Below are 25,032 nucleotides of genomic sequence, written 5' to 3'. Positions count from 1 at the left end.
ACCGAAGCCGAATCCCGAAAGCAACACAGCGATTCGCCTTTATGCAACAGTCTCAGTCAGGGATGACGCATCACAATCGCGCTGTCAAGAGCTACACATGAGCGACCAGCGAGGAGTAGATAGGTTCATTCTATATATAGTGTGTCAGCCCTGCGCAATCGAGAGGTCGCAACCGCCGTTTATTATTAAAGTAGTACCTTTGTAGTACTGATTGTCTCTATACTGATAATGCAATGAACGAACTACCCTACTTAGTATTTGCTGGCTCAGCCTCTCAGAACCTCGCTGAGAAGATCTGTGACTCACTGGGCTGCCCCTTGGGCAAAATGCGTACCGAGCACTTTGCCGATGGCGAATTTGCCGTATTCTACGAAGAGAGCATCCGTGGCAAGGACATCTTCCTCGTACAGTCGACCTACCCCAATGCCGACAACATCATGGAGCTACTACTCATGATCGACGCGGCAAAGCGCGCCTCAGCACACTACATCACAGCGGTCATACCCTACTTCGGATGGGCTAGACAGGATCGCAAGGACAAGCCCCGTGTCTCCATCGGTGCTAAGCTGATTGCCGACCTACTCTCAGTAGCTGGCATCACCCGCCTCATCACGATGGATCTACATGCAGACCAGATACAAGGCTTCTTCAACGTACCTGTAGACCACCTATACGGCTCTACGGTCTTCACAGAGTATATCGAGCACAACATACCCGTGGAGAACCTCTGCATCGCTACTCCTGACGTAGGTGGTACCAAGCGTGCAAACAGCTACGCACGTCACTTTGGCGTACCCATGGTCATCTGCCACAAGCGTCGCGCTAAGGCAAATGAGGTGGCCGAGATGACGATCATCGGTGATGTCACAGGCAAGGATGTAATCCTCGTCGATGATATCGTCGATACCGCTGGCACCATGACCAAGGCTGCAGACCTCATGCTAGAGCATGGCGCTAAGTCTGTCAGAGCCTTTGCGACACATGCCGTCATGAGCGATCCCGCCACCAAGCGCATCGATCAGTCTGGCCTGACGGAGATGATCTTCACCGACTCAATCCCCTACTCTAAGAAGAGCGAGAAAGTGCGCATCATCAGCGTCGCCGAGCTTTTTGCTGAGTCTATCCGCCGCGTCTGCAGCCACGAGTCTATCAGCTCGCTCTACTCCTTCTAGACGCAGGCCATCTATACTAGAATACCCTAGCCGACTCACCTATGAGACGGCTAGGGTATCTTCTCTTTTCCATAAACGGGGACTCTCGATTTCACAAATCTCAAGTACGTTTAGGCATTTCGCTTTTCCGCACCCCAGCGATCACTGCATTCGCACAGCTCAAAGTCGGAGGACTAGGCTTGTCTCAGCAAGGCGAGCGCATACCCGCCACAAGACAAGTCTCCACCGGACGATCGCCCTTACCTTTGCATCAACCACTGGGGAACAAGTCTCTCCAATGCCACAAGCCCCCCCTCACCTAAGTGCCTCTGTACACTCCAGGTGGGGGGGGTATATATTAGGGAGTCTTCTCCCCCTTGTAGCTCTATGTGAAGCTGGATATATGAGTCGGCAAATCTGACACAAGACTCATGTTATCACGCAAAAAGCCTAGCTAAGGCTTGACAACTTTATAGGAGGTGTTATTGATAGTTAGTAGATAAACTCCACTAGGAAGGGCATAAGCCTCTACAGCGTCACTCTCTCCTTCAGCAATCAAGTCTCCAGAAATACTATGTAGCTGCCAAATGCTCTTGCCGAAGGGGATAATCCACACCTGTCCTACAGGATGATAGCATGGCGAGAACTTGTTATCGATAGAGATGGTCGGGATAGCATCAGCCTTGACAAATTGCACTGACACGTTAATATCCGCATTGAGGGTGACTCTGTAGACGGGGTTCTTGTCGTTTACTATCTCCCCATTATAAGTCCATTTTTCAATTGTGTATCCTTCATCTTCAAATGGGTGTGCCTCAAAAGTAATCTCTGTACCCTCTAGTAGAGAAGCTCCTGAAGATACAACAAGTCCATTGGCTAGAGCAGTGACCATACCACCTTCTCCATTAAACTGAAATGAGACTTTGTGTTTCTTTACTTCCTTGACTAGGAGTTCTACATTGACGGATTCATTGGGCATTGTGAGTTTTAGTGTTGGACTTCCCATAGCATTTGTTGAGCCATTTACCTTCCAATGGTCGACGATGTAGTTGTCGTTGTCCTGCAGTGAGAATGTGACCTCATCCCCCTCGTGTAGTAGTACTCCAGAAGTTATTGTTTTACCCCCGCATGTGGCTGTAACTAGAGTGTCTACACTCTTAGGCCAGCTGAAGGATAGCGTGTATGTGGGAGGGGTGATGGGCTTAAATGCTGCCGAGATCTCTACATTTTCTGAAAGGCGATGATGGTAGAGGCTTCCTCCTTCAGTTGATGCTGTAAGGCTAGAGGCTGGGATGAAGAGGGTGTTGATACGTATTCCCTCAATGATATAGCCATCTTGCGGAGTCACGACGATGGTAATCTGATCTCCAATAGGCAGAGTGCTGGGCATATTTAATTCGGTCCCTGATGAAGAGAGGACTTTTAGCGTACCTTCAGTTGCTGGGGGAGTAATCCAAGATATGGATGCTTTTTGCTCTTTAGCTTTATAGGTTGCAGCAATAGAGATGTCGCTCTGCACTGTGTACTGAATACCTTCGGTAGCATGATCAGAGATGTTGAGTTCGTCGCGAGAAAACTGTTTTTCTCCTATCTGCAGAGATTCGATCTCGAAGCCTTCGTATTCGAAAGCTGTTACTTCGATAATTGTCCCTGGCTGCACTTTAGCTTTGTCTTGAATTTCTTCTTTAGTATAGAAGTCCACAACGGCTATCCGCCCGTGACTCTCATCTGGCGCAGTAATCGTCACCTCACATTCTTGGGCAGTGGGCTTGTAAGTCGCAACTATAGAGATGTCGCTCTGCACAGTGTACTGAATACCTTCGGTAGCATGATCAGAGATGTTGAGCTCGTCACGAGAAAGCTGTTTCTCTCCTATCTGCAGAGATTCAATCTCGAAGCCTTCGTACTCGAAAGCTGTTACTTCGATGATTGTCTCTGGCTGCACTTTGGCTTTGTCTTGAATCTCCTCTTTAGTATAGAAGTCCACAACGGATATCCGCCCATGCGCGCTATTGGGCTCAGCAATAGTTATGGTGAAGTCTTTCGGCTGAGGTGTCTCTACCTTATCTAGATATACAGTATATGAGAGCATATAGCCAGTGGCGGTATGCTTGATTGTGGCTCGCCCTTCACTATCGAGGAGGGGAGTCAGGGTGTCGTCTTTGTATTTGACACCATCAAGCCAAATAAAGTCAATCTTGTATCCTGCATTAGGGGTTGCTGTGATGGTTAGCAGGGTCCCTTGGGGAACTTTATCCCAGCTATTGTAAGAGCGGCCCTGCTCATCGGTGCAGGTTATGGTCGCTGAGCCTTTTGGCTCTACCTCGAGACCTAGAGATACCTTTCCCTGAGCATACACGATGGTGCTACTGGTCAGGAGGAGTAGTGTACATAGGATGTGATGAAGGTTGATATAACGCATTGTAGTATTTGGTCTAAATATAGTTTGTCTTGTTGTAAAAGTAGGGGGAGGGACTTTAGGAGATTATGATTTTCTGTGCGTAATCTCCGCATATAATGATGTAGGTGCCTGGAGAAAGCTGTAGGTGAACTTGAGTATTTGGCTCTACTCTTGTAACCTCAGTTCCTCGACTGTCATATAGAAAAGCAGTGTTAGTTCTGCTTCTCGCATCTCTTAGGTCGATAGTCAAGGTGTGACCACTTGTCTTGATGATAGGATTGCTTACGAACTTCTCTTGGCTAGGTCGGGAGATAGCATTCCATTGATCATTGCCTATAACGACCCTCTCTCTTACTAGGCGACCATCATTGTATAGTAATCCTGACGCAGAGGGGTCAAAGGTTACACCTTGAGGCTCCAGAATAGATACCCCATGCAACTGCATCGATTGGAATCCGATGAGAGAGGCACCATCATTGGGGCGCGTACAGTTCATTTCAACGTAAGCGTCTTCGATGGTTAGGTGAGCACTGTTTTCTTTTAGTCCTCCTATGGCATAGTATCCAGAAGCGTAGACATTTGTCTTTTTGATGGTTAGGGACTGCCGATCATCTATGGTTATGGCAGATGCTCCCAGCTTTAAATCTTTCGTCTCGACAAAGAGTTTCCCAGGACCAGTGATAATTAGGGGACCTCGACTGTAGATGCTAGCATATACGCTCCAAGCCTGACAGACCCCATACACTTCAATCGTCAAGGGCGGGTCAGTCTCGTCATGAAAGTTCTCAATATTGGGAACATTCATATTGTAGTACTCTAGATTGCATATCTTAAGAAGATTGCTGTTTGGATTGTAGTACGCATAGCTTCCTGGTATTACAGAGTTTGGGAAGATATTGGATGCATTTTGTGTCGTGATATCAATGTCATTGATACGCAGTGGATACTTGTTGTTCCGTTTTAGCTGGAAGAGACCCGAATTCGCATTGCCGTCTTTCCCAATTATTGCGGAGAAGGAAGGGCCATCCTCTGGAGTCTTAATGCCTACTCGTCCACCTTGAGGCTGCATGATGTCCGTCCTCTTGATACTGATGCGATTCATTGCCCCAACAAGACCAGTGCTAGTCCAATTTACATGATCGAAGACCAGCAATCCGTGTCCACGAGATAATGAAGCAACAGCAAAAGCTCCATCTACACCTACAACGTCGACAGTGCACTCTTTGAATCGAAGGATAGCCTCAGGACTATTCATCGCAAAAGCTCCAGAAGAGGGCTTTGGGCAAGATACTTTGAGCTTGCCACTACCTGTGATTGTCACATATCCCTCGGTATATAATCCGAATTTGTCAGCTTTGACTGAGCACTCTCCATCGACTCGGACGATGACCTCATCTAGGGCTTTGGTAACCTTTATCCCATAGTCTAGGGAGGCGTCTCGCAGAGAGAGCGTACGAGTCCTAGAGTCATACGAGACGCACCCATCCTTGCCTGCTCCGAGTCCAACCAGTACGTTTGACGCATTATCTGGCGTAATGAGGACGTTGTCTACGGTGATTGTTTGAGCAGACGAGATGATAGGAGAGAGTATTAAGATAAGAAAAACGAGTGTCGTATAAGCGACGGAGGCGTATCGAGGCATAGTGATTATTTATTGAGGGGATGAGAGTTGTCAATCCTATATTAAGGGATTAGAATCGTCTGATGGTATAGACCTAACTCTAGGATATAAACACCAGAGGGTAGAGGAATGGTGACTTGTCCTGTCAGTAGTTGCTCATAGACGAGCTCTCCTAATAGTGTGTACACCTTGATAGTCATCGGTGAGACGGGCTGTCCTATCGACAGCTGCCCTAGTGACGTTGATATACTGGGTGTAGAAGGGCGTACGTGTTGTACCGAATTCATTCGAGCTATCTGTATAGGCTCTTTGCATAGTGTCACCCCATCGGTCGTCGCCCCACATAGGTTAGCGTCAAAGCGAACCCCCTGAGGATTGATAAAGGAAGCTCGTTTTAAGACGAGAGCGTCAAAGCCCTCAATAGTCGCTCCTCTTGTCTTATTGGTGCAGGTGAGCTCGAGGGTCGCATTGTCGATCAGTAGGCGACTTTGTAGACGAATTCCTCCTAGGGCAAAAGGACCACTAGCAAAGAGATGACAGTCTCGTACTGTGAGCGTGTCTTTGTCTGCGATGAGGATACCTCCATAGTCTTGGCTACCATCATCGGCATATACTTTGATTGATCCAGAACCTTGTATACAGGTATTGCCAAAGAGGAGCATCCCCGAGAGCTTGCTGTGTAGTTCTACATTGCCTTCCACATCAATGGTTAGGGTCTTGTCGATGGGAGCAAAGCGAGAGAATATCCCATTCTCTAGGTTGGTGTCGAGGATTAGGTTTTTGAGGTATAGTGTGTTGCTCTTGGGGTCATAACTAGCAGAGCCGGAAGTGCCAGTGGAGGCAAGGATGTCGGATGCATTATCACGGGTCACTTGAGTCTGTCCGATGGCAATGGGATAGCTTTGATCAGGTGCGATCTGTAGTAGACCATAGTTGAGCTTATCATCGGGAATTGTAGCTATGACGGCACATGTATAGCCCCAGTTATCATTGAGCTGTCCGAGATATACTTGATCCTTATTGACTATATCGCACCCCTGTAGGTATAGCTCCTTCATTCCAGCTACAAGTCCAATACTAGAGAAGTGAGCATCCTCGATTATGACATATCCCTCTCTCTTTACAGGGGAAAAGAGAGCCTCGCCATCATTGCTGTCATTTACAGCTTCGACGCGCACCGTAGTCTTGCTTATTTTAAGGTAAAGCTCATCTTGCATCCCGCTGATAGAAAAGCCTCGGGCATATCTTCCCGAGCTATGAATGTATAAGCTCCCAGGACCTTGTATGAGTACAGGAGAAAAGATCTGAAAAGCCCAGTTCTTGGTGATTATTTCATTCTTCCCCTCGAGTTGTACCGTGATAAGCTGGTCTGGACGCTCTCCCGTTATTTTGATGCTATTGGTCAATTTCGCGCCTCGGAGTGTTAGAGTATAAGTCTTGTAATCAAAGCTCACACAGCCATCTCTGCCCTCTCCTTGCCCCTTGAGGACATTTGCTGCATTGCTCTCTGAGACTTCGACATTGTCTACATAAAGCTGTAACGGTGTAGCCGCTAGAGATGACGGTATGAGTCCTCCTAAGATGAGAAGTATGCAAAAGATATATGCTTTCATATGCGCTAGCGTTTGTTGATGTGTAGTAATCGAAGGTTTGCTCTAAAAAAGGCTGTTCCCAAGACGACACAAAGGTATAGCTGCTTGATTGATAACACAATACCCACTATGAGGTATATTTACTTGCAGTCTGTATCTAGCTCTGCAGTACCCAGTAGCACATGCAATTTTTGAATCTAGGTGTCTCCAGTTTTTCAGCGATCTTTCCTCCTATCTATGCATCCGTCAATGATAGTTTCGGCTGTCCGATCGGGTCCTAAATCCCGCAACTCTCACGAGTAGCGATTTGTAGGAAATCGACGGTCTGTGCATCAGCATCCGTTAAATACTACATTATGAACTTCTTGACTTTAAAGCTCGTCTCGCTTTGACACAAGGGACGCACAGGCCATCGACTCCCTACAATTCGCTACACCTCAGCGTGTTAATCTCACTCGTAATGAAAGCTGCAGAATCTACGGGAGTACGAGCGATCTCGTTCTAATCTCTTTTTTCGTACCTTTGCGTGCAATAGTATCCTGTAGGTATTAAGTATGACAAGACAAACGCTCATCAGCCTCTTAGCTCTCAGCTGGCTCCTGCTCACCAGTAGCTGCGCTGAGTATATGCGCATACAGAAGTCTAAAGACCCCACGCTCCGCTACTCTTATGCCAAGAAGTACTACAACGAGGGTAAGTATGGCCGCGTGGCTGAGCTCATGGTCGATGTCTTACCTCACTACGAAGGTACGCAGGAGGGCGCACAGGCTCTCTACATCATGGCCGACGCACTCCTACAAAACAAGCAGGAGTCTAGTGCTGCTGAGTACTTTCGCAGGCTGTACAGCAAGTACCCACAGGATCCACGAGCCGCAGAGGCCCACTACAAGACGGGACTAGCACTATACCGTATAGCTCCCGATCCACGCCTAGATCAGTCTGTCACCTACAGTGCGCTCAAAGAGCTCCAGAGCTACCTAGAGGCTTATCCTCAGAGTGAGCATCGTAAGGAGGTCGAGCAGATGCTCTTTGACCTGCAGGACAACCTAGCCAAGAAAGAGCTGATCACCGCAGACCTATACTACAACCTGGGTACCTACCTAGGTAACAACTACATATCGGCCATCATCACGGCCCGCAATGCGCTCAAAGCTTATCCCTACACCAAGCATCGTGAGGATCTACTCTTTATCATTGTAGAGGCTTCCTACCAGCAGGCGATGAATAGCGTAGAGAGCAAGAAGCAGGGACGTCTACGCGAGGTCATAGATGCTTACTATAACTATGAGAACGCCTTCCCCGAGGGGAAGCACATCAAGCGTGCTAAGACACTACGTGACCGCGCACAGCGCATGATCGTCAGCTAAACAAAAGCAGAGATACTTCCTCTGGCACTACACTCACATACTAAGACTCCAATTTCGCATTATGACAACAACAAATAAGAAGCAATCTGTACCACAGACTACGATCACCCGCTCCCTGCCTGAGCTTTGGGAGCAGACGGGAAATATCTACGAGACCGTACGTATCATCTCCAAGCGCGCCAACCAGCTCTCCGTAGAGATGCGTGACGAGATACGCGAGAAGATACAAGAGGTGGCCAACTACCAGGAGACTCTCGACGAGACACCGACAGAAAATAGTGAGCAGATTGAGATCTCTAAGTACTACGAGCAGCTACCCAAGCCTACGCTCGTGGCTACCACCGAGTTTCTCAATGGCGAGGTCTACTTCCGTCTACCAAACGAGGAGTCACAGGACTAAGTAAGGCAACCCTCTAGATCGTACCCGCACTATGTGGCAACGCATTCAGACTCTATACCTATTCCTCAGTGGGGTGACAGCAACCCTACTTCTGCTTCTCACGCTCTTTACCGTCGTGCCTTCGGGTGCGGATATGAGCTACGCAGCCAACTTCACGGGTCTCGTAGCAAGGGGATGGACGAGTATTAAGTACTTTAATCTAGTCTCTTTCGTACTCACCTCACTGGTGACGATCCTCTCCTTTGCGACGATCTTCCTCTACAAGCGACGCAAGCTACAGATCCGCTTGACGATCATCGGGCTCCTCCTGATGGTAGCTGCTATCGTTGCTTTCGGCTATATGCTCTGGCGACAAGCTGATCTCCTGCAGGCGACGACCCAGATACGCTTTTGGTTCGGACTGCCGATCATCAATCTACTGTGCCAGTACCTGGCTATGCGCAATATCATCAAGGATGACATCCTCGTACGTGCCTCCAATAGGCTACGCTAGTACAGACTCCTACGTTAGACAGCACGCGTAAGAGCCTACACCCATTCACCACCACTATTCATTCGCTTTCCTATGGCAATCATCTTCCCTGACACGTCGCACACCTTTGGCGAGTATCTACTCATCCCAGGACTGACAACGCCCGAGTGCACTGTGGACAAGATCTCCCTACGCACTCCCCTAGCTAAGTATCGTCCTAGTGAGGGTGAGTCACGCATCAATCTCAATATCCCCTTCGTATCGGCTATCATGCAGAGCGTCAGCAATGACACGATGGCGATAGCACTAGCGCGAAATGGGGGTCTATCCTTCATCTTCGGGTCACAGCCCATCGAGGAGGAAGCCGAGATGGTGGCTCGTGTCAAGAAGTTTAAGGCGGGCTTCGTGCGTAGCGATGCCAATGTTAGTCCTAAAGACACGCTCGCTGATGTGCTAGCTATCACGCAGCGTACGGGACACTCGACCATCGGAGTGACGGATGATGGCACTCCCGACGGCGTGCTGTGTGGCATCGTCACCAGTAGAGACTACCGACTATCGACAGACCCACTGGATCGCAAGGTGGCTGACTTTATGACTCCCTTCGAGCGACTGACCACAGGACGCAAAGGGATCTCGCTCAGCGAGGCTAACGACATCATCTGGGCACACAAGCTAAATGCGCTCCCAATCATTGATGAGGAGCAGCGACTCTGCTACTTCGTATTCCGCAAGGACTATGATAGCCACAAGGAGAACCCCCTCGAACTGCAGAACCCGCACAATAAGACGCTCATGGTCGGTGCTGGTATCAACACCCGCGACTACAAAGAGCGCGTGCCAGCACTGGTAGAGGCTGGGGCTGATGTACTCTGTATCGACTCGTCTGATGGCTTCTCGGTATGGCAGAAGGAGGCCATCGCTTGGATACGTGAGCAGTATGGCGACAGCGTCATCGTAGGCGCCGGCAATGTGGTCGACCAGGACGGCTTCCGCTACCTCGTAGAGGCTGGTGCAGACTTTGTCAAGGTTGGCATCGGCGGTGGCTCTATCTGTATCACACGCGAGCAAAAGGGCATCGGGCGTGGGCAAGCTACGGCGGTCATCGACGTAGCGCAGGCACGTGACGACTACTACCGTGAGACGGGCATCTATGTGCCTATCTGTAGCGATGGTGGTATCGTACATGACTACCACATGACGCTCGCACTGGCTATGGGTGCCGACTTCCTTATGATGGGTCGCTACTTCGCTCGCTTCGATGAGTCTCCCACGGAGAAGCTCCGCATCGGCAATAACATTGTCAAGGAGTACTGGGGCGAGGGGTCAAATCGTGCGCACAACTGGCAGCGATATGACGGCGGAGGAGCCTCCACGACGATGAAGTTTGAGGAGGGCGTCGACAGCTACGTCCCCTACGCTGGTCCAATGAAGGACACACTCGATCAGACCCTCAGCAAGATCAAGGCAACGATGAGTAGCTGTGGTACGGTCGACCTGAAGTCTCTCCGTGAGCATGCTAAGCTGACACTCGTCTCCTCTACCTCTATCATCGAGGGAGGTGCACACGATGTCATTCGCAAGGATCGCACCTAGTGCGCAGGCGCTTTGATCGGCATTGCCTATGCGCTTTGATCAGTATTGCGCAGGCTCTTTGATCAGTAGATAGTCTCTCCTCGCTGAAGTATCGTATTTAGTGTACTACCCCGAGTTACTCACAGTCGTAGGTCCGACCGCTTGCGGTAAGACCGCCTTGGGCGTAGCTCTGGCTGAGGAGCTGCATGGCGCCATACTCAGTGGCGACAGCAGACAGGTCTTCGTCGGCATGGACATAGGCACTGGCAAGGATCTAGATGCCTACACCACGGAGCGTGGCTCCATACCTCATTACCTTATAGATATTATCCCAGCAGGGCATCCGTTCAACCTCTTTGAGTATGTGCGGCTCTTTGACGAGGCGTATCACGAGGTTGTCTCGCAGCAGCTCCAGCCGATCTTTGTCGGGGGATCAGGGCTCTATGTCGAGCAGGTGCTGCAGACGAAGCCTATGCACCAAGTGCCACCCGACGCTACGCTACGACAGGAGCTAGAGCAGCTCAGCCTAGCCGACCTGCGAGCCATACTCAGTCGCTACCCACGCATAGAGCGTGTAGACCCAAGCTCGGCACGCAAGTGCATCCGAGCCATCGAGGTAGCACGACACTATGCGCAGTACCCGGAACAGTATCAAGCCTATCGTGAGGCACTTCGTAAAGCCAAACAGCAGAAGCCTCCACTCATCATCGGGCTACGCTTAGCTCGTCAGGAGATCATACGACGCATAGACCACCGACTGCAGAGCAGACTGGAGGAGGGGATGGTCGCTGAGGTGGAGCGACTGCTCGACGAGCAAGTCCCCGCCGACGCGCTCATTGCGTATGGTCTGGAGTACCGCTTTATCACCTTATACTTACAGGGTAAGCTGAGCTACTCCGAGATGGAGGAGCAGTTAGCGACCGCTATTCATCAGTTTGCCAAGCGACAGATGACTTGGTTCCGAGGCATGACCCGCCGCGGACTACCTATACACTGGATAGACGGACATCAGCCAGTCACCTACCAGCGCGACCGAGTGCTACGACTACTTAAGGACTCGTAAAGGAGGGAGCGTGCTAGAGTAAGCCGTTGCGCCATAAATAGATGATGCGCTCTGTGACCGCATCGTCCTCCACATGCTCTGGATCAAACTTCATATCTAGGTTCCCCCCGTACAGCTTCGCCAAAGTGTTGTACCAGGTAGCGGTGAGCCCGCCATAGATCGACTTAACGATCTCATACCCCGTCGAGCCGGTCTCTCTATTGACCAGCTTGATGAGGAGCAGTCCCTGTCCGAGGGTCAGATTCTTCATCCGTGGTGTATACTCCTTGACCAGCTCTTTCTTAACACGCGCCAAGTGTGCCCGCCGCTCACGCTCTGTCGGGAAGGTCTCTGCATATTCGTACGTCTCGATGATCATACGGCTCAGCTCCTCTGCGATAGGTAGCACCTTCTTGACATCTCGCACACGACGCCAGTAGGCGTAGCGCTCAGTCTTAGTGAGCGGTCTGTGAGGAGTCCCATAGACTCGTACTTCAGGCAGCTGTATACTGGCGATATCCTCATCAGATAGTGTGTCAGGAACCTGTACAAAAAGCTCATCCATGTCGCTACAGATCGGTGACATGTTGGCACCCTTTAGCCCTTTAGCAGAGAGCAGTATGAGGGGCAGTAGTGAGCAGATAAAGAGCTTAGACAAATATTTCATAGTTACAAATGCTGTGTCTTATGAGAGAATTTGTTACCTTTGACAATCAATAGAAAGTACCTCACAAAGGTACAACTAATTGAATAACCTCATACCAACCTATTGACCAGTCAAGTCATGTCTTATAAGTCTATACTAACCTCCTCTCTACTCCTCCTTGTCGTCCTGTGTGGGTGCTGCACCTCTAGCTGCGTCTACAAGAAGGGTTCTAAAGCAATGACACAACAAGAGGTCAACTTCAGAGACTTCACAGCGATCAACGCCAATCGTGGTGTGGACCTCGAGATCACACAAGGTGCTGAGTACTCGGTGTCTATCTCTGCTCCCGAGAAGTATAAGGACGATGTCAAGATCGAGCAGAAGGGTGAGACCCTCTACATCAGCTTGCAGCAAGATGTCAAGTACCCCTTTGACTCTGACGACATCACCATCCATATCACGATGCCATACATCACCAAGATGAACTTGGCGGGAGCTACGGAGGCTTGTTTCATTGGGCAGTTTGAGGCACCACAGTTCACAGCTCATCTGTCAGGCTCCTCAGAGATAGAGGATCTCGCTATCGTAGCTGACGAGGTGAGCCTCGAAGCTTCTGGAGCTAGCGAACTATCTGGCACTATACAGGCCAAGCGAGCTATGGCAAACCTAACAGGAGCCTCCAAACTCGATCTGATCGTTAATCAGCTAAGCCAGATGGCCATGCAGCTCTCAGGCAGCTCAAGCAGTGAGCTAAAAGGCGCTATCACCAACCTGCAGGCTACACTCTCAGGTGCCTCTGAGATTGATGGCGAGGAGCTAGCCGTCTCAGACCTTGACCTCTCACTCTCTGGTGCTTCCTCCGCAGATATTCGCAATAGCGGCACCCTACGCTATAAGCTGTCGGGAGCCTCTGAGCTCACCATCTATGGCTCTCCTAGAGTCCTCGACTCGCAGAGCGATCGCTCTTCATCCATTGAGATGCGCTAGCCGGGAGCCTTCGCACGTTACATCGTTTATCCCTTATCAGCAGCTATGTCCTCTATCAAAGAGTCTATAAGTCGTATCAAAGGTCGTATCAAGCGCCTGAGTGCTGAGCACCCCAAGCGGGCGCAAGCCTTCCTGTGCGGCTTGATCGTCTTGGGGATGGGGATCTACACCTTTATCATCAGCGACTCGAATCTCGGCAAGCAGCTCCGCTACTCGCATCGCATCCAGGCACTCACTGACGAGTGCAAGCGACTCGATGAGGCTTATCGTAGCGACAGCCTGAAGATAGACAGCTACAAGCAGGACAAAGCTTCGCTAGAGCGCATCGCTCGTGAAGAGTATCGTATGCAGCGCCCTGATGAGGTCGTCTTTCTCATCAAGGAGAGGCCCGACTCCGAGAGTGATGAGAACAAATAACCTCCTACGACCCGCCACGCCTCTCTAAGTTTACACGAACCACAATCTATGTCTCAACCGAAGCTCAGCCGACAACGCCTACTCGACCTGTTCTACCGAATAGGTCTGATACTGATGCTCGTAGGTCTAGCACTTCCGCTCTTCTACGAGGGCAAAGCCACGGGCTACATACTGCTGGTCGGATCGCTACTCTACACGATAAGTCAAGCCTTGATCGATAGGACCGGCGTAGACCTCCGCACGAAGCGACTACGAGGCATGGCACTCCTAGCGGGAGCCCTCTTCGTCGCAGGCTCCTACCTCTTTATCGTAGAGCAGTCATACTGGAGACTCGTACTCATGGTCGCGTCCGTCCTGCTACTCTACTCCAACGTAGTACTCCTATATCACAAGCCTCGCTCCAAAGAAGAGCCACCAGCAGAGGAGTAAGTCACCAAGCACAGCATGTCAACGAATAGTATCAGAAAAGCTCCGCAACGTGAGCGCATCTACACCTTCACAGCTAAGGAGTCGGGTGCACTCCTCGAGCTACTCTTCCAGCTACTCCCAGAGTTAAGTCGCACTACTGTCAAGCAGTATCTACGCAATCGCTGTGTCGTGCTGAGAGGAGAGACGACCACGCAGTTTGACGCGCCCGTCGCCACGGGAGACACCCTAGAGATCTATAATGTAGGTGCTGCCGAGACACTACAGCATCCGCTCATTGAGGAGCTATACCGCGACGAGCAGTTTATCGTCTTGCACAAGCGTCCTGGCATCCCCACGATCTCCGTCGGAGGAGCCAGCAAGAGCAGTCTCTTTCAGGTCCTAACGCATCATCTCAAGAAGGTCGATCCGAACGAAAAGATCTTCCTGCTCAATCGTCTCGACCGAGACACCGAGGGCATCATCATCGTAGCGCGTGATAGACAGCTACAGCAAGACTTGCTCGCCGAGTGGCGCAGCTTCATCCTGTCGAATAGCTTTGAGGCAGTCGTACTAGGCGCCCTCGAAACCAGTAGTGGTGAGCTGACGACCCGCCCGACCAAGGATAAGAAGAAGGGCTCCGACAAGCGTCGCTCCGCGGCATCGTCCACCAGAGACAAGAAGCCAGCCTCCTTTAGAGCTAGCTACGAAGTCCTCTCCACAGGGCCTTACATCACAAGAGTAAGTTTCTCACTACTCACACGCAATAATAGCATCCGCTCGACGCTCGCTAGCATAGGACACCCGCTCCTTGGGGATCGTCGTGCCAGTGACTCCATCGCGCCAGTGCTCAGCAAGTACCTAGCACTGCGCACCACCGAGCTAACCATCTTTCACCCCATCAGGAGAGAGAAGATGCAGTTCACCCTCGACACACCATTTGTCAACCTAGACCGGATCGCACAGACACGTCTTACCGCAGCCCAAAAGGAAGCACTGCTCATCGAGACGACACCATCCGATCCACGCAAAAAGCGAAATCAACAACCAAAATAAACTATAAGCTTAAACCAGATGATTATGAAGCAGCGCTCGAAGTACTTATTACTTCTCATTACACTCTTATTCATCGGAGTCCCCAAACTTGCCGCACAGGCTGGCGGCATGATCGATCCCGTCAAGTTTTCTCAGCAGATTACTGACGACGGCAAGAAGACAGTCACCATATCCATCACCGCTCGTGTCATTGACGGCTGGCACCTCTACGATCAGAACCTACCAGCTGGAGGCCCCGTCTCTCTCGTCTTCCACACCGACAAGCTCAAAGGAGCTAAAGCTCTAGGAGGCTTCAAGGCAAACAAAGCTCCTCATCGCTACACCGATGATATCTTCAATGTAGAGGTACGAGAGTTTTCGGGGACAGTCACCTTCTCCCAGCAGCTAGAGATTACCGACCCGAAGGCTTTTGTCTATGAGGGACAGGTCAAGGGTCAGGCCTGCCAAGACAACTGCGTACTCGTAGACTACGACTTCAACTTCAGCTCCAAGCAGCTCTCCAAGGCTATGCTAGCCGTAGCTGCCAGCGAGCCCGCAGAGACGACTGACGAGGAGGCTACGTCGGGGGCTGAGGCAGACAGCACCGAGACAGCTCTTGGTGCCAGTGATAGCCTCTCCGTCAGTGCTAGCTCAGCGAACTTCTCAGAGGCAAACTACTGGGCGCCCGTCGTAGAGCAACTCAAAGCGTATGGCGACCGCAACCAGAAGCAGTCTACCGCTGGTCTTCTGTACATCTTTATCTACGGCTTCCTCGGAGGTCTCATCGCTCTGATTACTCCATGCGTATGGCCTATGATCCCGATGACGGTGAGCTTCTTCCTCAAGCGCACCAAGTCTCGCAAGGCTGCCATACGTGATGCGATGATCTACGGACTCTCTATCATAGTCATCTATGTAGCCCTAGGTCTCATCATCACCGCTATCTTTGGTGCTAGTGCCTTGAACAACCTAGCAACCAATGCGGTCTTTAACATCATCTTCTTCCTCATACTAGTTCTCTTTGCCGTCTCCTTCTTTGGAGCCTTCGAACTAGTTCTGCCATCTAAGTGGACCAACAAGATGGACTCTAAGGCAGACAGCACCACGGGTCTACTCTCCATCTTCTTCATGGCGTTTACCCTCGTACTCGTCTCCTTCTCTTGTACAGGTCCTATCATCGGTACCCTCCTCGTACAGGCTGGTACCTCAGGCGAGATCGTCGCTCCGGCCATCGGTATGATCGGCTTTGCGCTAGCACTAGCACTACCCTTCTCGCTCTTCGCCATCTTCCCGAACATGTTGCAAAACATGCCAAAGAGTGGTGGCTGGCTCAACTCTGTCAAGGTGGTCCTCGGATTCCTCGAGCTGGCACTCTCGCTCAAGTTCCTCTCCGTTGCCGACCTCGCTTACGGCTGGGGCATCCTCGATCGTGAGACCTTCCTGGCACTCTGGATCATCATCTTCGCACTGCTAGGCTTCTACCTGCTCGGCAAGATCCGTCTACCGCACGACACGCCACTAGAGAAGATCAGCGTCTCTCGCCTCTTTATGGCGATCATCTCCCTAGCCTTCTCTGTCTATATGATCCCAGGTCTATGGGGTGCTCCGCTCAAGTCTATCACCGCCTTTGCACCGCCACTCTACACACAAGACTTCAACCTATACGATGGGGAGGTACATGCTAAGTTTGACGACTTTGACGCTGGTATGCGCTATGCTCAGGAGACGGGCAAGCCGGTCCTACTAGACTTCTCAGGCTTCGGCTGTGTCAACTGCCGTGAGATGGAGAACTCCGTCTGGATCGACCCGACCGTCAAGGGGCTCCTCGAGGATGACTACATCCTCATCACCCTGATGGTCGATGACAAGACCGCTCTGCCTGAAATCATTGAGGTAGAGGAAAACGGCTCTGTCAAGAAGCTCCGCACCGTCGGCGACAAGTGGAGCTACCTGCAGCGTAGCAAGTTTGCCGCCAATGCGCAGCCTTACTACATCGCCATCGATCCTGCGGGCAACCCGCTGAGTGCATCGTATGCCCATGACACCGATATCAGCAAGTATATCGACTTCCTCAAGGGCGGCCTCAAGGAGTACGAAGTACGTAAGAAGGAGCTGGCAAAGTAACCCGCCCTCCTACTAAAGAGAGAGCCTCTACCGCAGCAGCGGTAGGGGCTCTCTTTTTGACTTGTCTTTTGCATGATACACTCTTGGGGCAAACGGTTGTCGTGTTTCTGCGAAGTCCTCGAACCACCCGTACGGCACTTCAGTTCCCTACCTATGGCACTAGAGTTTCTTCCGTAGAAAACTGGAGTTGCATACCTAGGAAACTGGAGTTTCATACCTAAGAAACTGGAGTTTCATACCTAAGAAACTGGAGTGCCAAGGGGTGTTGGCACTGAGTTGGGGGTAGAGGCGTTTGCACAGGGTATGGTAATTGAGACTGTTGCAAAAGTCAACAGTCTCACAATCTTGCTTGCAAGATTGTCTAGACTTTGCAGAAAGGATGAAGCGCAAGGCGCTGAGGGTGAGGTCTGAAGGGAGCATACCTACGTATGTGACCGAAGCCGAATCCCGAAAGCAACACAGCGATTCGCCTTTATGCAACAGTCTCAATTATAGATACGATGAGAGGAGCTATCCGTCTAGGCGGGTAGCTCCTCTCGTGCGTTGCGGGTGACGCTATGCTACGTCACACCTGTTGTATTACTTGACCAGAGCGACGAACTCAGGTGTCTGGCTGAAGGCTGCAAACTCGAGGTCACGCTGTGCACGTAGTGCGTAGCTGCTATCCTGTGCGATAGCTGAGCGAAGGTTGCTGATGAGTCCCTGCAGATCGTTGGTACGAGCTGCGACGACTGCCTTGAGGTATGCGGTCTCGCCATTGGGCTGTGCGACAGCAGCGAGGGTGCGCGTAGCATCTGCGTACTGCCCCTGCATAATCTGAGCGATGGCTAGCGTGTTCGATGGCGTATTGCCAAAGGAGCGGATAGCGTCTGCATACTTGCCCTCGTGCATCTGGAGGAGACCGATGCCCTGACCAGCCTCGGGTGCCTCTACGGCACTACCCATGAGGCGCTGGGCCTCTGCTAGGTCGCCACGGTTGAGAGCGAGGAGAGCTTCGTTCATATTAGAAGCTGCGTTGGGCTGGATCTTCTGAGCCTTTGCGAAGTAGTTAGCAGCCTGCTCGTAGTTGCCCTGAGCGAGGTAGAGCGTACCGATGTTGTTGTACGCACGGTAGTCGTTGGGATAGAGCTGCGTAGCCTGCTGGTAAGCATTCATCTGGTCCTTAGCATTGTCATAGAGCGTAGCGGTGTAGAGGATCTCCTCGATCGTGAGGCGTCCTGGGCGCTGTGCCATAAACATCTTGAGCTCGTCATCGCTCTTGCCGATGATGCGTACGTTGGCATTGAGACGTGAGCGGCGTAGCTCGGGGAGGATCTCGTCAGCAAGCTGTGTGAAGACGTGCGAGAGGTTGCGTATCTCACGCTCACGATCCTCAGGATCGGGATACATAGAAAGGACACGTAGGACTAGCTCCTTGTCCTGTATGTTGCTCGCCTCAAGAAGCTTCTGGAAGCCGTCCCAGTCCTCAGCGGTGTAGTGTGCGTTGACCTCGATCTTCTTATTGCCCAGCTTACGAGCTATGACACTAGAAGTGTTGCGCTCACGCTGTGCCGAGAGACGCTCGTTAAGGTCCTGAGCACCATCGGGAGAGGCGTAGGCCTGGATCTCGATGTCTACCTCCTGGTTGGGCACCTGATAAGCGTTGTCGACGACATCTTGCCAGTCCTTGACCTCACGCTTGTTGAGCTCAGCAGCACGTACCTCAGCACGGTTGATGAGGAACTTGAGGTCGGCCGTGTACTGCTCCTTGATGACTCTCTGGAAAGCGTCACGAGCCAGAGCTGGCGTGACATCGCTAATGCTAGCTAGACCAGCAGTCATGATCGTACCACGAGCCACCTTGATAGCGGGGAGGTTGACCTTCTTGCCCTTGACCGTAGCGGTAAAGGTGAGGTAAAGGTCGCTCTGCTCCATACCAGGCTTGTACTCAAAAGCAAAAGGTACGATGACGCTACCACCACGCTCGTAAGAGATAGTCTGGTAGTTGTCACGGACGTTCTCGCCCTGTATGGTGACAGTCTGGCCCGTCACGCTAGTACCAGCGTAGCGTAGCTGGGGGGTGATGTTGACGATAGCACGCTTGTGGCACCACTTAGCAGGTAGCGTCAGACGGACCTGCCCAGGGATCTGCGTACCCACCAGTGTCAGGGGGTTAGGATCTACCTGAGCTGCAGAGCCATTGAGAGGCTTGAGCCTGCAAGCACACGAAGAGACCAAGACCGCTAGTAGTAGAGCGGTGGTGATCTTTAGTAAGTTTCGATAAGTCATAGTTTGATCTATATATAAAGGTAATTAGTTCGTTTGTGAGTCTGTGGGGGCTTTCTTTTCTTTGCCCCATAGTCTGATGCGCCACACGATAGAGCCGATGAGTGCAAGGAGGATTAGGGCCAAAGCCGTAAACGCTATGCTCTCGGTCACGGTTATGGAGCGTGGCGCAAAGGTAAGTGCGAGCTGGTAGTTGCCAGCGGGCAGTGAGACGGCTCGAAGCACGTAGTTAGCTCGTGCTATCGGTATCTCCTTGCCATCGATGGTGGCGTGCCAGCCGTGCGGATAGTAGATGTCAGAGAGGATCGCTATGCCAGGCGTCTCGGCCGATACGTCGTAGACCACCTGTCGCGGCGTGTACTTGGTGACGGTGATGCTACGCTGAGCCGTGCTGTCGGGTAGCATCAGGGGCTGCGGTAGCTCCTCGCCAAAGCGGAGATCGACGATACCGACGTGACGCAGGTCTGCCGTAGAGAGTGCCTCCATCTCCTCATTGGCATTAGCCACCCAGCGAAGGCTATCGACAAACCAAGCTGCCCCGAAGGCATCTGGGTTAGGCACCGCCATCGGAGCTCGGGTCTCTGGGTTGGGCACGATGAAGTACTTCGTATTGAGCATATCATAGACCTGCATGTTGCCCGTAGAGAGCTGGTAGGTAATCAGATCTTGATAGCGTTGTAGCTTGGCAGCGTGATAACCGCCCACGCTGTGATGCCAGCGAGAGGTGGTGGCATCGTTAAAGCTATTGACCGTCTGGTTGAAGACGCGATAGCCCAGGCTCTTGTCCTGAAGTATCGTCTGGTCCGCCTCCGTCATAGGAGCTGCTTGTTGCTGCACGAGACGCGAGGCGATGAAGTCGTCATCAGATAGGTAGCGCTTGTCCACCTGCCACAGGTCTATGAGCGTCAGCCCGACGAGGATACAGCAGAGCCACTGCGCCTTGAGATAGCCCTTGGCAAAGAGCCATAGCGGCACCGCACTCAGCACAATAAAGAGCAAGCTGCGCCACACATCCGCCCGGAAGATGCCCATACGTATCGCCTTGAGCTGATCTAGTAGAGGAGCTTGTGCGACATTCCCAGCTAAGGAGGCCTTCTCTTGCTGAGAGAGGAAGCCGAAGAAGAGGTCTGGCAGCAGAGCAAAGAGGAGCAACAGCAGCACGGGTACCCCGCCTGCTATCCAGACGCTCTTGCTGCGTAGGAGCTGCGGCTCCTTGATGAGCTGCACGAGTGCTAGCACAGCTAGCGCAGGGATCGTTAGCTCGGCGATGACCAGAATCGAAGAGACCGCTCGGAACTTGTCGTACATCGGCATCCAGTCGATGAAGAGATCCGTCAGCGGCATGAAGTTCTTGCCCCATGCGAGCATTATCGAGAGAATCGTAGCGATGAGCAGTCCCCACTTGATCGGCCCCTTGACGATGACACAGCCGATGATGAAGAGGATGCAGACAAATGCACCCACATAGACAGGACCCGAGGTAAAGGGCTGGTCACCCCAGTAAGCATTCGCCTGCGCCAGAAGCTGCTGAGACTGGTAAGGCGCCTTGGCGAGCTGCTCGGCGTGTTTCTTATATAGGTAATCGGTCTCTCCGCCCTTCGCATTGGGTATGAGGAGCGTCCAGGTCTCGCCGATGCCATAGCTCCACTGCGTGATGTACTCTTTGGAGAGTCCCTTGCTATTGACCTCAGCACCCGTTTGTTCGGGAGCATGTGGCGGTGCGATCGTCAGCTCACTGCCGCCACGCATCGTCTCCTGAGCGTACTGGTAAGTGTGGTAGAGGTTGGTCCCATTGACCGCAATGGCTAGTAGCCCAGCCAGGATGAGTACGCCGGTAGACTTAAGGAAGTCCACAACCTGCCGCTCTCTAATGGCCTGCACCAAGAAGGTGATGACCAGGACCGCCATCAAGAGCGCAAAGTAGTAGGTCATCTGGACGTGGTTTGCCAAGAGCTGCAGCGCCATAAAGAAGGCAAAGAGCGCACCACCCCAGAGCCGCTCGCCACGGTAGCACCAGACGAGTCCAGCGATCGTGGGAGGGACGAAGCAGAGTGCGGTCAACTTCCAGATGTGTCCCGCATGAATGAGGATGATGAAGTAGCTCGACAAGGCCCACATGACCGCTCCCAGCACGGAGGGCAGAGGATCCACCTTGAGCGAACGCATGAAGATGTAGAAGCCCACGAGCAGCGCAAAGATTAGCCACGGATAGGTGCCCAGTATGCTCAGCGGTTTGCGCAGCGTCAGCACATCTTGCAGGTATTGCAGCGGCTTGGTCGAGGGATAAGAGGGACTGATCTGATACATCGGCATACCGCCAAAGAGCGAGTTCGTCCAGTATGAGGTCTCGTCGCTAGCCTGTACGTCGGAGCCATTGCCCGAGACGCCAGCTACGTCCGCTTGAAAGAGCGTCCGCCCCTCAAAGTGTGCCGGAGTAAAGTAACCAATGGCGACGATGAGGAAGAACCCAAAGATAAGCAAGATGCGCTGCCAGGGAATCTGTTTCATAAGATAACTCAGAGATAGAGTTTGAGGATTAAGCTTTGCACCGTTTGACGCGCTGACTGAGGTAGCCGATGCCATAGCCCGAGAGCTGGACAAAAGAGGCTACGACAGCTCGCCACGCGACCGCCACCGAATGCGTGCGGTAGAAAGCGTCTGCAAAGATAGAGACAATAAAGAGCAAATGGTAGAGCCAGAACCAGGGACACCACAAGGCAAGCAGTGTGACCACGAGCGTCGTCACCACAAAGAGCGTGGGAAGCAGGTAGGTCAAGCGCATCGACCCGGGATGTCTTCGCGAGAGCTCTACACGAGCCGTGCCTGAGTGCCACACCTGTCGGTAAAACTTGCGCAAGTCCACGCGCCGCTTGTGATAGAGCACCGCCTCTGGAAGGAGTGCGACACGACTGCCAGCCTCGTAGAGACGCATGCTAAAGTCGATATCCTCGCCATAGCGCATCGTCTCATCAAAGCCCCCGAGAGACTCAAAGAGAGCCTTGCGACAGCCCAGATTGAAGGTGCGTGGGTAGAACCGCTTCGTCAGCCGCTTGCTACCACCGCGTATGCCACCCGTCGTGAGGGGCGAGGTCATCGCATAGTTGATCGCACGCTGCCACATACCGAAGGAGCCATCCTGTAGCGACGGAGCCGCATCGGGACCGCCCCACGCATCGCACTGATCCGCAGCGATCGCCTGAGACACATTATATAGGTAGTCAGGCGGTAGCACCACGTCCGAGTCGAGGATGATGACCCAGTCGCCCGTAGCGTGGCGCGCACCTATGTTGCGCGCTCTAGAGGGTCCCCCGTTGGGCACCACCTCATAGTGTATGCTCATCAGATCACGATAGCGATCCACGACTGCAGCGCAGGGCACCGTACTCCCATCCTCCACGATGACAACTTCGTAGGCCGGGGGCGTCTGCTGCTGAGCGAGCGAGTGTAGTAGCTCCTCGACCTCGTCAGGGCGGTTGTAGACAGGGATAATGAGTGAGAGCATTAGAGACTAATCAGGGGTAAAGCGTCTTACAGGACCTTCCACTCGGCACCGCTCTTGGTGTCTTGTATCTCAAAGCCCAGAGCGGTCAGTTTGTCGCGTATCAGGTCACTCGTCTCCCAGTCCTTGCTTGCCTTAGCCTTAGCACGAATCTCTAGGAGCAGGTCCATCGCTCCAGCGAAAGCCTCCTGCTGACTACCGCTCAGATCAGCGGTCTCCGTAGCCGACTGCATACCAAGTATGTCGTGCAGGTATAGGTCGTAGGCACTGCGTAGCTCCTCCAGCTGCTCGCTCGTGATCTGCTCGTGTCCGTCGTGGATCGAGTTGATCAGTCGAGCCGCATCAAAGAGCGCAGCAATCACCATCGGCGTATTGATGTCGTCATCCATCGCCTCCTTGCAACGCTCCGCTAGATCGATCTTTTCGATCGTTGAGGTAGCCGAGGGCTGGAGCGACTGAAGCTTAGCATCAGCATCCATAAGACGCTGGTACCCCTTCTCAGCAGCTTGCAAAGCACTATTGCTAAAGTCCACCGTGCCACGGTAGTGTGCACTCAAGACGAAGAAGCGAATGGTCATCGGGGCGTAAGCCTGCTCCAGAGCAGGGTGATTGCCCGTGAAGAACTCCTCGAGCGTGATGAAGTTGCCAGCGCTCTTCGCCATCTTCTTGCCGTCTACCGTGATCATGTTGTTGTGCATCCAGTACTTGACCATCGGCTCTCCCTGCGAAGCGACCGCCTGTGCTATCTCGCACTCATGATGCGGGAAGGTCAAGTCTAACCCACCGCCGTGGATGTCAAAGTGTGCGCCTAGGTACTTACGTCCCATAGCGGTACACTCGCAGTGCCACCCGGGGAAGCCCTCACTCCATGGCGAAGGCCAGCGCATGATGTGGCTGGGTTGCGCCTTCTTCCAGAGAGCAAAGTCCAGCGGATTGTGCTTCTCGTCTTGGCCGTCCAGGTCGCGCGTGTTGGAGATCATATCCTCCACATTGCGTCCGCTCAGGATACCGTAGGGGTGATCAGCGTGGTACTTGAGCACGTCAAAGTAAACACTGCCCTGGCTCACATAGGCGTAGCCCGCATCGAGGATCTGCTGCACTAGCTGGATCTGCTCGATGATATGCCCTGAGGCAAGCGGCTCGATAGAGGGCGGCAACACGTTGAGCAGGCGCAAGCTATCGTGATAGCGTGTGAGGTAGTAGTAAGCCACCTCCATCGGCTCTAGCTGCTCTAGCTTAGCCTTCTTAGCTATCTTGTCCTCGCCATCATCTGCATCATGCTCTAGATGCCCCACGTCGGTCACATTGCGCACGTAGCGCACCTTGTATCCGAGATGCTTGAGGTAGCGGAAGAGTATGTCAAACGTAATTGCCGAGCGAGCATGCCCCAGATGCGGATCTCCGTAGACGGTCGGTCCGCAGACGTAGAGACCCACATGCGGTGGTGCAATAGGCTCGAAGGGCACTTTAGCCCGCTCCAGAGTGTTGTAGATGTATAGTTGGCTCATAATTCTTTTTATAGTCCAGAGGTCATAGTATAGTGCATATACACCAATGCTTTCGCAAAGATAAGGATTTTAGCGATACCCTCGCTAGACGCACGACCACATACATTCCACCCACCAATGCTCTTTTTACTCAAATGTGGCGAGCGTTTTACTCAAATCTCTCTGCAGATTTACTCAATTCTCTCTGCAGATTTACTCAATTTTATTGGGGAAACTACTCAAATCTCTCAACTTTTCTCGCAATCGAAGAGATAAATCCAACGTCGGCTCGCTACAATAATTTAGAACTGACTACATATCGAAACGGCGCGATGTCGGGGGAAAGTGATTTCCACGTGGATATTTCGAAATATCCAGGTGGAGAATAAAAAATTCTTCGGAGGAATCAAATGAAACTTCGGAAGAATCAAATGAAACTTCGGAGGAATTGTTTGACGCCCACGTGGAAAAAGAAAAATATCCACGTGGAGATTTGAGATTCCCCACGTGGATATTCGAGAAAGGAGGGAATCGGACGAATTTCCC

The 25,032-nt window shown here is 52.1% G+C and carries 19 protein-coding genes; 11 read left to right on the top strand and 8 right to left on the bottom strand.

The annotated features are described in order from the left end of the window. Positions 1–233 precede the first annotated feature (233 nt). Entirely contained in the window at positions 234–1,172 is a 939-nt protein-coding gene (locus tag RDM37_RS06735) for a ribose-phosphate pyrophosphokinase (RefSeq protein WP_298544995.1), read from the top strand. A gap of 433 nt (positions 1,173–1,605) precedes the next feature. Here the strand turns inward: RDM37_RS06735 and RDM37_RS06730 are convergent, their stop codons facing one another. From RDM37_RS06730 to RDM37_RS06720, 3 genes are read right to left on the bottom strand one after another with little or no spacing between them, the layout of a single operon-like run. Next, entirely contained in the window at positions 1,606–3,573 is a 1,968-nt protein-coding gene (locus tag RDM37_RS06730) for a hypothetical protein (protein WP_308556119.1), read from the bottom strand. A gap of 55 nt (positions 3,574–3,628) precedes the next feature. Then, complete coding sequence (locus RDM37_RS06725) at positions 3,629–5,194, bottom strand: hypothetical protein (protein ID WP_308556117.1); 1,566 nt, start codon at positions 5,192–5,194, stop codon at positions 3,629–3,631. A gap of 41 nt (positions 5,195–5,235) precedes the next feature. After that, on the bottom strand, positions 5,236–6,786 hold the full coding sequence (locus RDM37_RS06720) for a hypothetical protein (RefSeq protein ID WP_308556115.1): 1,551 nt from the start codon (positions 6,784–6,786) through the stop codon (positions 5,236–5,238). 533 nt (positions 6,787–7,319) lie between these two features. Here RDM37_RS06720 and RDM37_RS06715 point away from each other — a divergent pair. The 5 genes from RDM37_RS06715 to miaA all read left to right on the top strand — a co-directional run bounded on the left by RDM37_RS06715 (position 7,320) and on the right by miaA (position 11,642). After that, complete coding sequence (locus RDM37_RS06715; protein WP_299367522.1) at positions 7,320–8,132, top strand: outer membrane protein assembly factor BamD; 813 nt, start codon at positions 7,320–7,322, stop codon at positions 8,130–8,132. 61 nt (positions 8,133–8,193) lie between these two features. Further along, positions 8,194–8,532: a DNA-directed RNA polymerase subunit omega gene (locus RDM37_RS06710; protein ID WP_293964420.1), complete on the top strand. Its 339-nt coding sequence runs from the start codon at positions 8,194–8,196 to the stop codon at positions 8,530–8,532. 31 nt (positions 8,533–8,563) lie between these two features. Further along, complete coding sequence (locus tag RDM37_RS06705; RefSeq protein WP_308556111.1) at positions 8,564–9,025, top strand: DUF4293 domain-containing protein; 462 nt, start codon at positions 8,564–8,566, stop codon at positions 9,023–9,025. Between the two features lie 72 nt (positions 9,026–9,097). Next, complete coding sequence (locus RDM37_RS06700; RefSeq protein ID WP_308556109.1) at positions 9,098–10,600, top strand: IMP dehydrogenase; 1,503 nt, start codon at positions 9,098–9,100, stop codon at positions 10,598–10,600. 100 nt (positions 10,601–10,700) lie between these two features. Next, on the top strand, positions 10,701–11,642 hold the full coding sequence (gene miaA / locus RDM37_RS06695; RefSeq protein WP_308556107.1) for a tRNA (adenosine(37)-N6)-dimethylallyltransferase MiaA: 942 nt from the start codon (positions 10,701–10,703) through the stop codon (positions 11,640–11,642). A gap of 13 nt (positions 11,643–11,655) precedes the next feature. Here the strand turns inward: miaA and RDM37_RS06690 are convergent, their stop codons facing one another. Continuing rightward, positions 11,656–12,288 (bottom strand): DUF4294 domain-containing protein, encoded by a 633-nt coding sequence (locus tag RDM37_RS06690; RefSeq protein WP_308556104.1) that lies wholly within the window; start codon positions 12,286–12,288, stop codon positions 11,656–11,658. Positions 12,289–12,504: 216 nt separating this feature from the next. On the opposite strand from RDM37_RS06690, the gene RDM37_RS06685 reads away from it, so the two are divergent. From RDM37_RS06685 to RDM37_RS06665, 5 genes are read left to right on the top strand one after another with little or no spacing between them, the layout of a single operon-like run. After that, a complete protein-coding gene (locus RDM37_RS06685; RefSeq protein ID WP_308556102.1) occupies positions 12,505–13,254 on the top strand; it encodes a head GIN domain-containing protein in 750 nt (249 codons plus the stop codon). A 45-nt stretch (positions 13,255–13,299) separates the two neighbouring features. Further along, entirely contained in the window at positions 13,300–13,671 is a 372-nt protein-coding gene (locus RDM37_RS06680; RefSeq protein WP_308556100.1) for a septum formation initiator family protein, read from the top strand. A gap of 48 nt (positions 13,672–13,719) precedes the next feature. After that, positions 13,720–14,100 (top strand): hypothetical protein, encoded by a 381-nt coding sequence (locus tag RDM37_RS06675; RefSeq protein ID WP_308556098.1) that lies wholly within the window; start codon positions 13,720–13,722, stop codon positions 14,098–14,100. A gap of 15 nt (positions 14,101–14,115) precedes the next feature. Continuing rightward, positions 14,116–15,132, top strand: coding sequence for a pseudouridine synthase (locus tag RDM37_RS06670; RefSeq protein WP_308556096.1), 1,017 nt, complete (start codon positions 14,116–14,118; stop codon positions 15,130–15,132). Positions 15,133–15,156: 24 nt separating this feature from the next. Next, on the top strand, positions 15,157–17,235 hold the full coding sequence (locus RDM37_RS06665; RefSeq protein ID WP_308556094.1) for a cytochrome c biogenesis protein CcdA: 2,079 nt from the start codon (positions 15,157–15,159) through the stop codon (positions 17,233–17,235). Between the two features lie 579 nt (positions 17,236–17,814). On the opposite strand, the gene RDM37_RS06660 is transcribed toward RDM37_RS06665, so the two are convergent. The 4 genes from RDM37_RS06660 to cysS are packed head-to-tail and all read right to left on the bottom strand — an operon-like array spanning position 17,815 to position 24,510. Beyond that, entirely contained in the window at positions 17,815–19,503 is a 1,689-nt protein-coding gene (locus RDM37_RS06660) for a tetratricopeptide repeat protein (protein WP_308556092.1), read from the bottom strand. A gap of 24 nt (positions 19,504–19,527) precedes the next feature. Beyond that, positions 19,528–22,008: a YfhO family protein gene (locus RDM37_RS06655; RefSeq protein WP_308556090.1), complete on the bottom strand. Its 2,481-nt coding sequence runs from the start codon at positions 22,006–22,008 to the stop codon at positions 19,528–19,530. A gap of 28 nt (positions 22,009–22,036) precedes the next feature. Beyond that, positions 22,037–23,002, bottom strand: a complete 966-nt coding sequence (locus RDM37_RS06650; RefSeq protein ID WP_308556088.1) for a glycosyltransferase — start codon at positions 23,000–23,002, stop codon at positions 22,037–22,039. A gap of 26 nt (positions 23,003–23,028) precedes the next feature. Next, positions 23,029–24,510 (bottom strand): cysteine--tRNA ligase, encoded by a 1,482-nt coding sequence (gene cysS / locus RDM37_RS06645; RefSeq protein ID WP_308556121.1) that lies wholly within the window; start codon positions 24,508–24,510, stop codon positions 23,029–23,031. Positions 24,511–25,032: the final 522 nt, after the last annotated feature.

It is taken from the genome of uncultured Porphyromonas sp. (assembly GCF_902489635.1).
Classification (GTDB): domain Bacteria; phylum Bacteroidota; class Bacteroidia; order Bacteroidales; family Porphyromonadaceae; genus Porphyromonas.
The sequence above is the reverse complement of the archived record's forward strand: the minus strand, read 5'-3'. Positions and strand labels throughout refer to the sequence as shown.

Bases quoted from the DNA above. Each gene is read 5' to 3' on its own strand.
- RDM37_RS06685 (WP_308556102.1), top strand. From the start codon at position 12,505: ATGACACAACAAGAGGTCAACTTCAGAGACTTCACAGCGATCAACGCC.
- RDM37_RS06700 (WP_308556109.1), top strand. From the start codon at position 9,098: ATGGCAATCATCTTCCCTGACACGTCGCACACCTTTGGCGAGTATCTA.
- RDM37_RS06660 (WP_308556092.1), bottom strand. From the start codon at position 19,503: ATGACTTATCGAAACTTACTAAAGATCACCACCGCTCTACTACTAGCG.
- RDM37_RS06730 (WP_308556119.1), bottom strand. From the start codon at position 3,573: ATGCGTTATATCAACCTTCATCACATCCTATGTACACTACTCCTCCTG.
- RDM37_RS06725 (WP_308556117.1), bottom strand. From the start codon at position 5,194: ATGCCTCGATACGCCTCCGTCGCTTATACGACACTCGTTTTTCTTATC.
- RDM37_RS06650 (WP_308556088.1), bottom strand. From the start codon at position 23,002: ATGCTCTCACTCATTATCCCTGTCTACAACCGCCCTGACGAGGTCGAG.
- RDM37_RS06675 (WP_308556098.1), top strand. From the start codon at position 13,720: ATGTCTCAACCGAAGCTCAGCCGACAACGCCTACTCGACCTGTTCTAC.
- RDM37_RS06705 (WP_308556111.1), top strand. From the start codon at position 8,564: ATGTGGCAACGCATTCAGACTCTATACCTATTCCTCAGTGGGGTGACA.
- RDM37_RS06735 (WP_298544995.1), top strand. From the start codon at position 234: ATGAACGAACTACCCTACTTAGTATTTGCTGGCTCAGCCTCTCAGAAC.
- RDM37_RS06720 (WP_308556115.1), bottom strand. From the start codon at position 6,786: ATGAAAGCATATATCTTTTGCATACTTCTCATCTTAGGAGGACTCATA.
- RDM37_RS06715 (WP_299367522.1), top strand. From the start codon at position 7,320: ATGACAAGACAAACGCTCATCAGCCTCTTAGCTCTCAGCTGGCTCCTG.
- RDM37_RS06690 (WP_308556104.1), bottom strand. From the start codon at position 12,288: ATGAAATATTTGTCTAAGCTCTTTATCTGCTCACTACTGCCCCTCATA.
- RDM37_RS06655 (WP_308556090.1), bottom strand. From the start codon at position 22,008: ATGAAACAGATTCCCTGGCAGCGCATCTTGCTTATCTTTGGGTTCTTC.
- RDM37_RS06670 (WP_308556096.1), top strand. From the start codon at position 14,116: ATGTCAACGAATAGTATCAGAAAAGCTCCGCAACGTGAGCGCATCTAC.
- RDM37_RS06710 (WP_293964420.1), top strand. From the start codon at position 8,194: ATGACAACAACAAATAAGAAGCAATCTGTACCACAGACTACGATCACC.
- RDM37_RS06680 (WP_308556100.1), top strand. From the start codon at position 13,300: ATGTCCTCTATCAAAGAGTCTATAAGTCGTATCAAAGGTCGTATCAAG.
- RDM37_RS06665 (WP_308556094.1), top strand. From the start codon at position 15,157: ATGAAGCAGCGCTCGAAGTACTTATTACTTCTCATTACACTCTTATTC.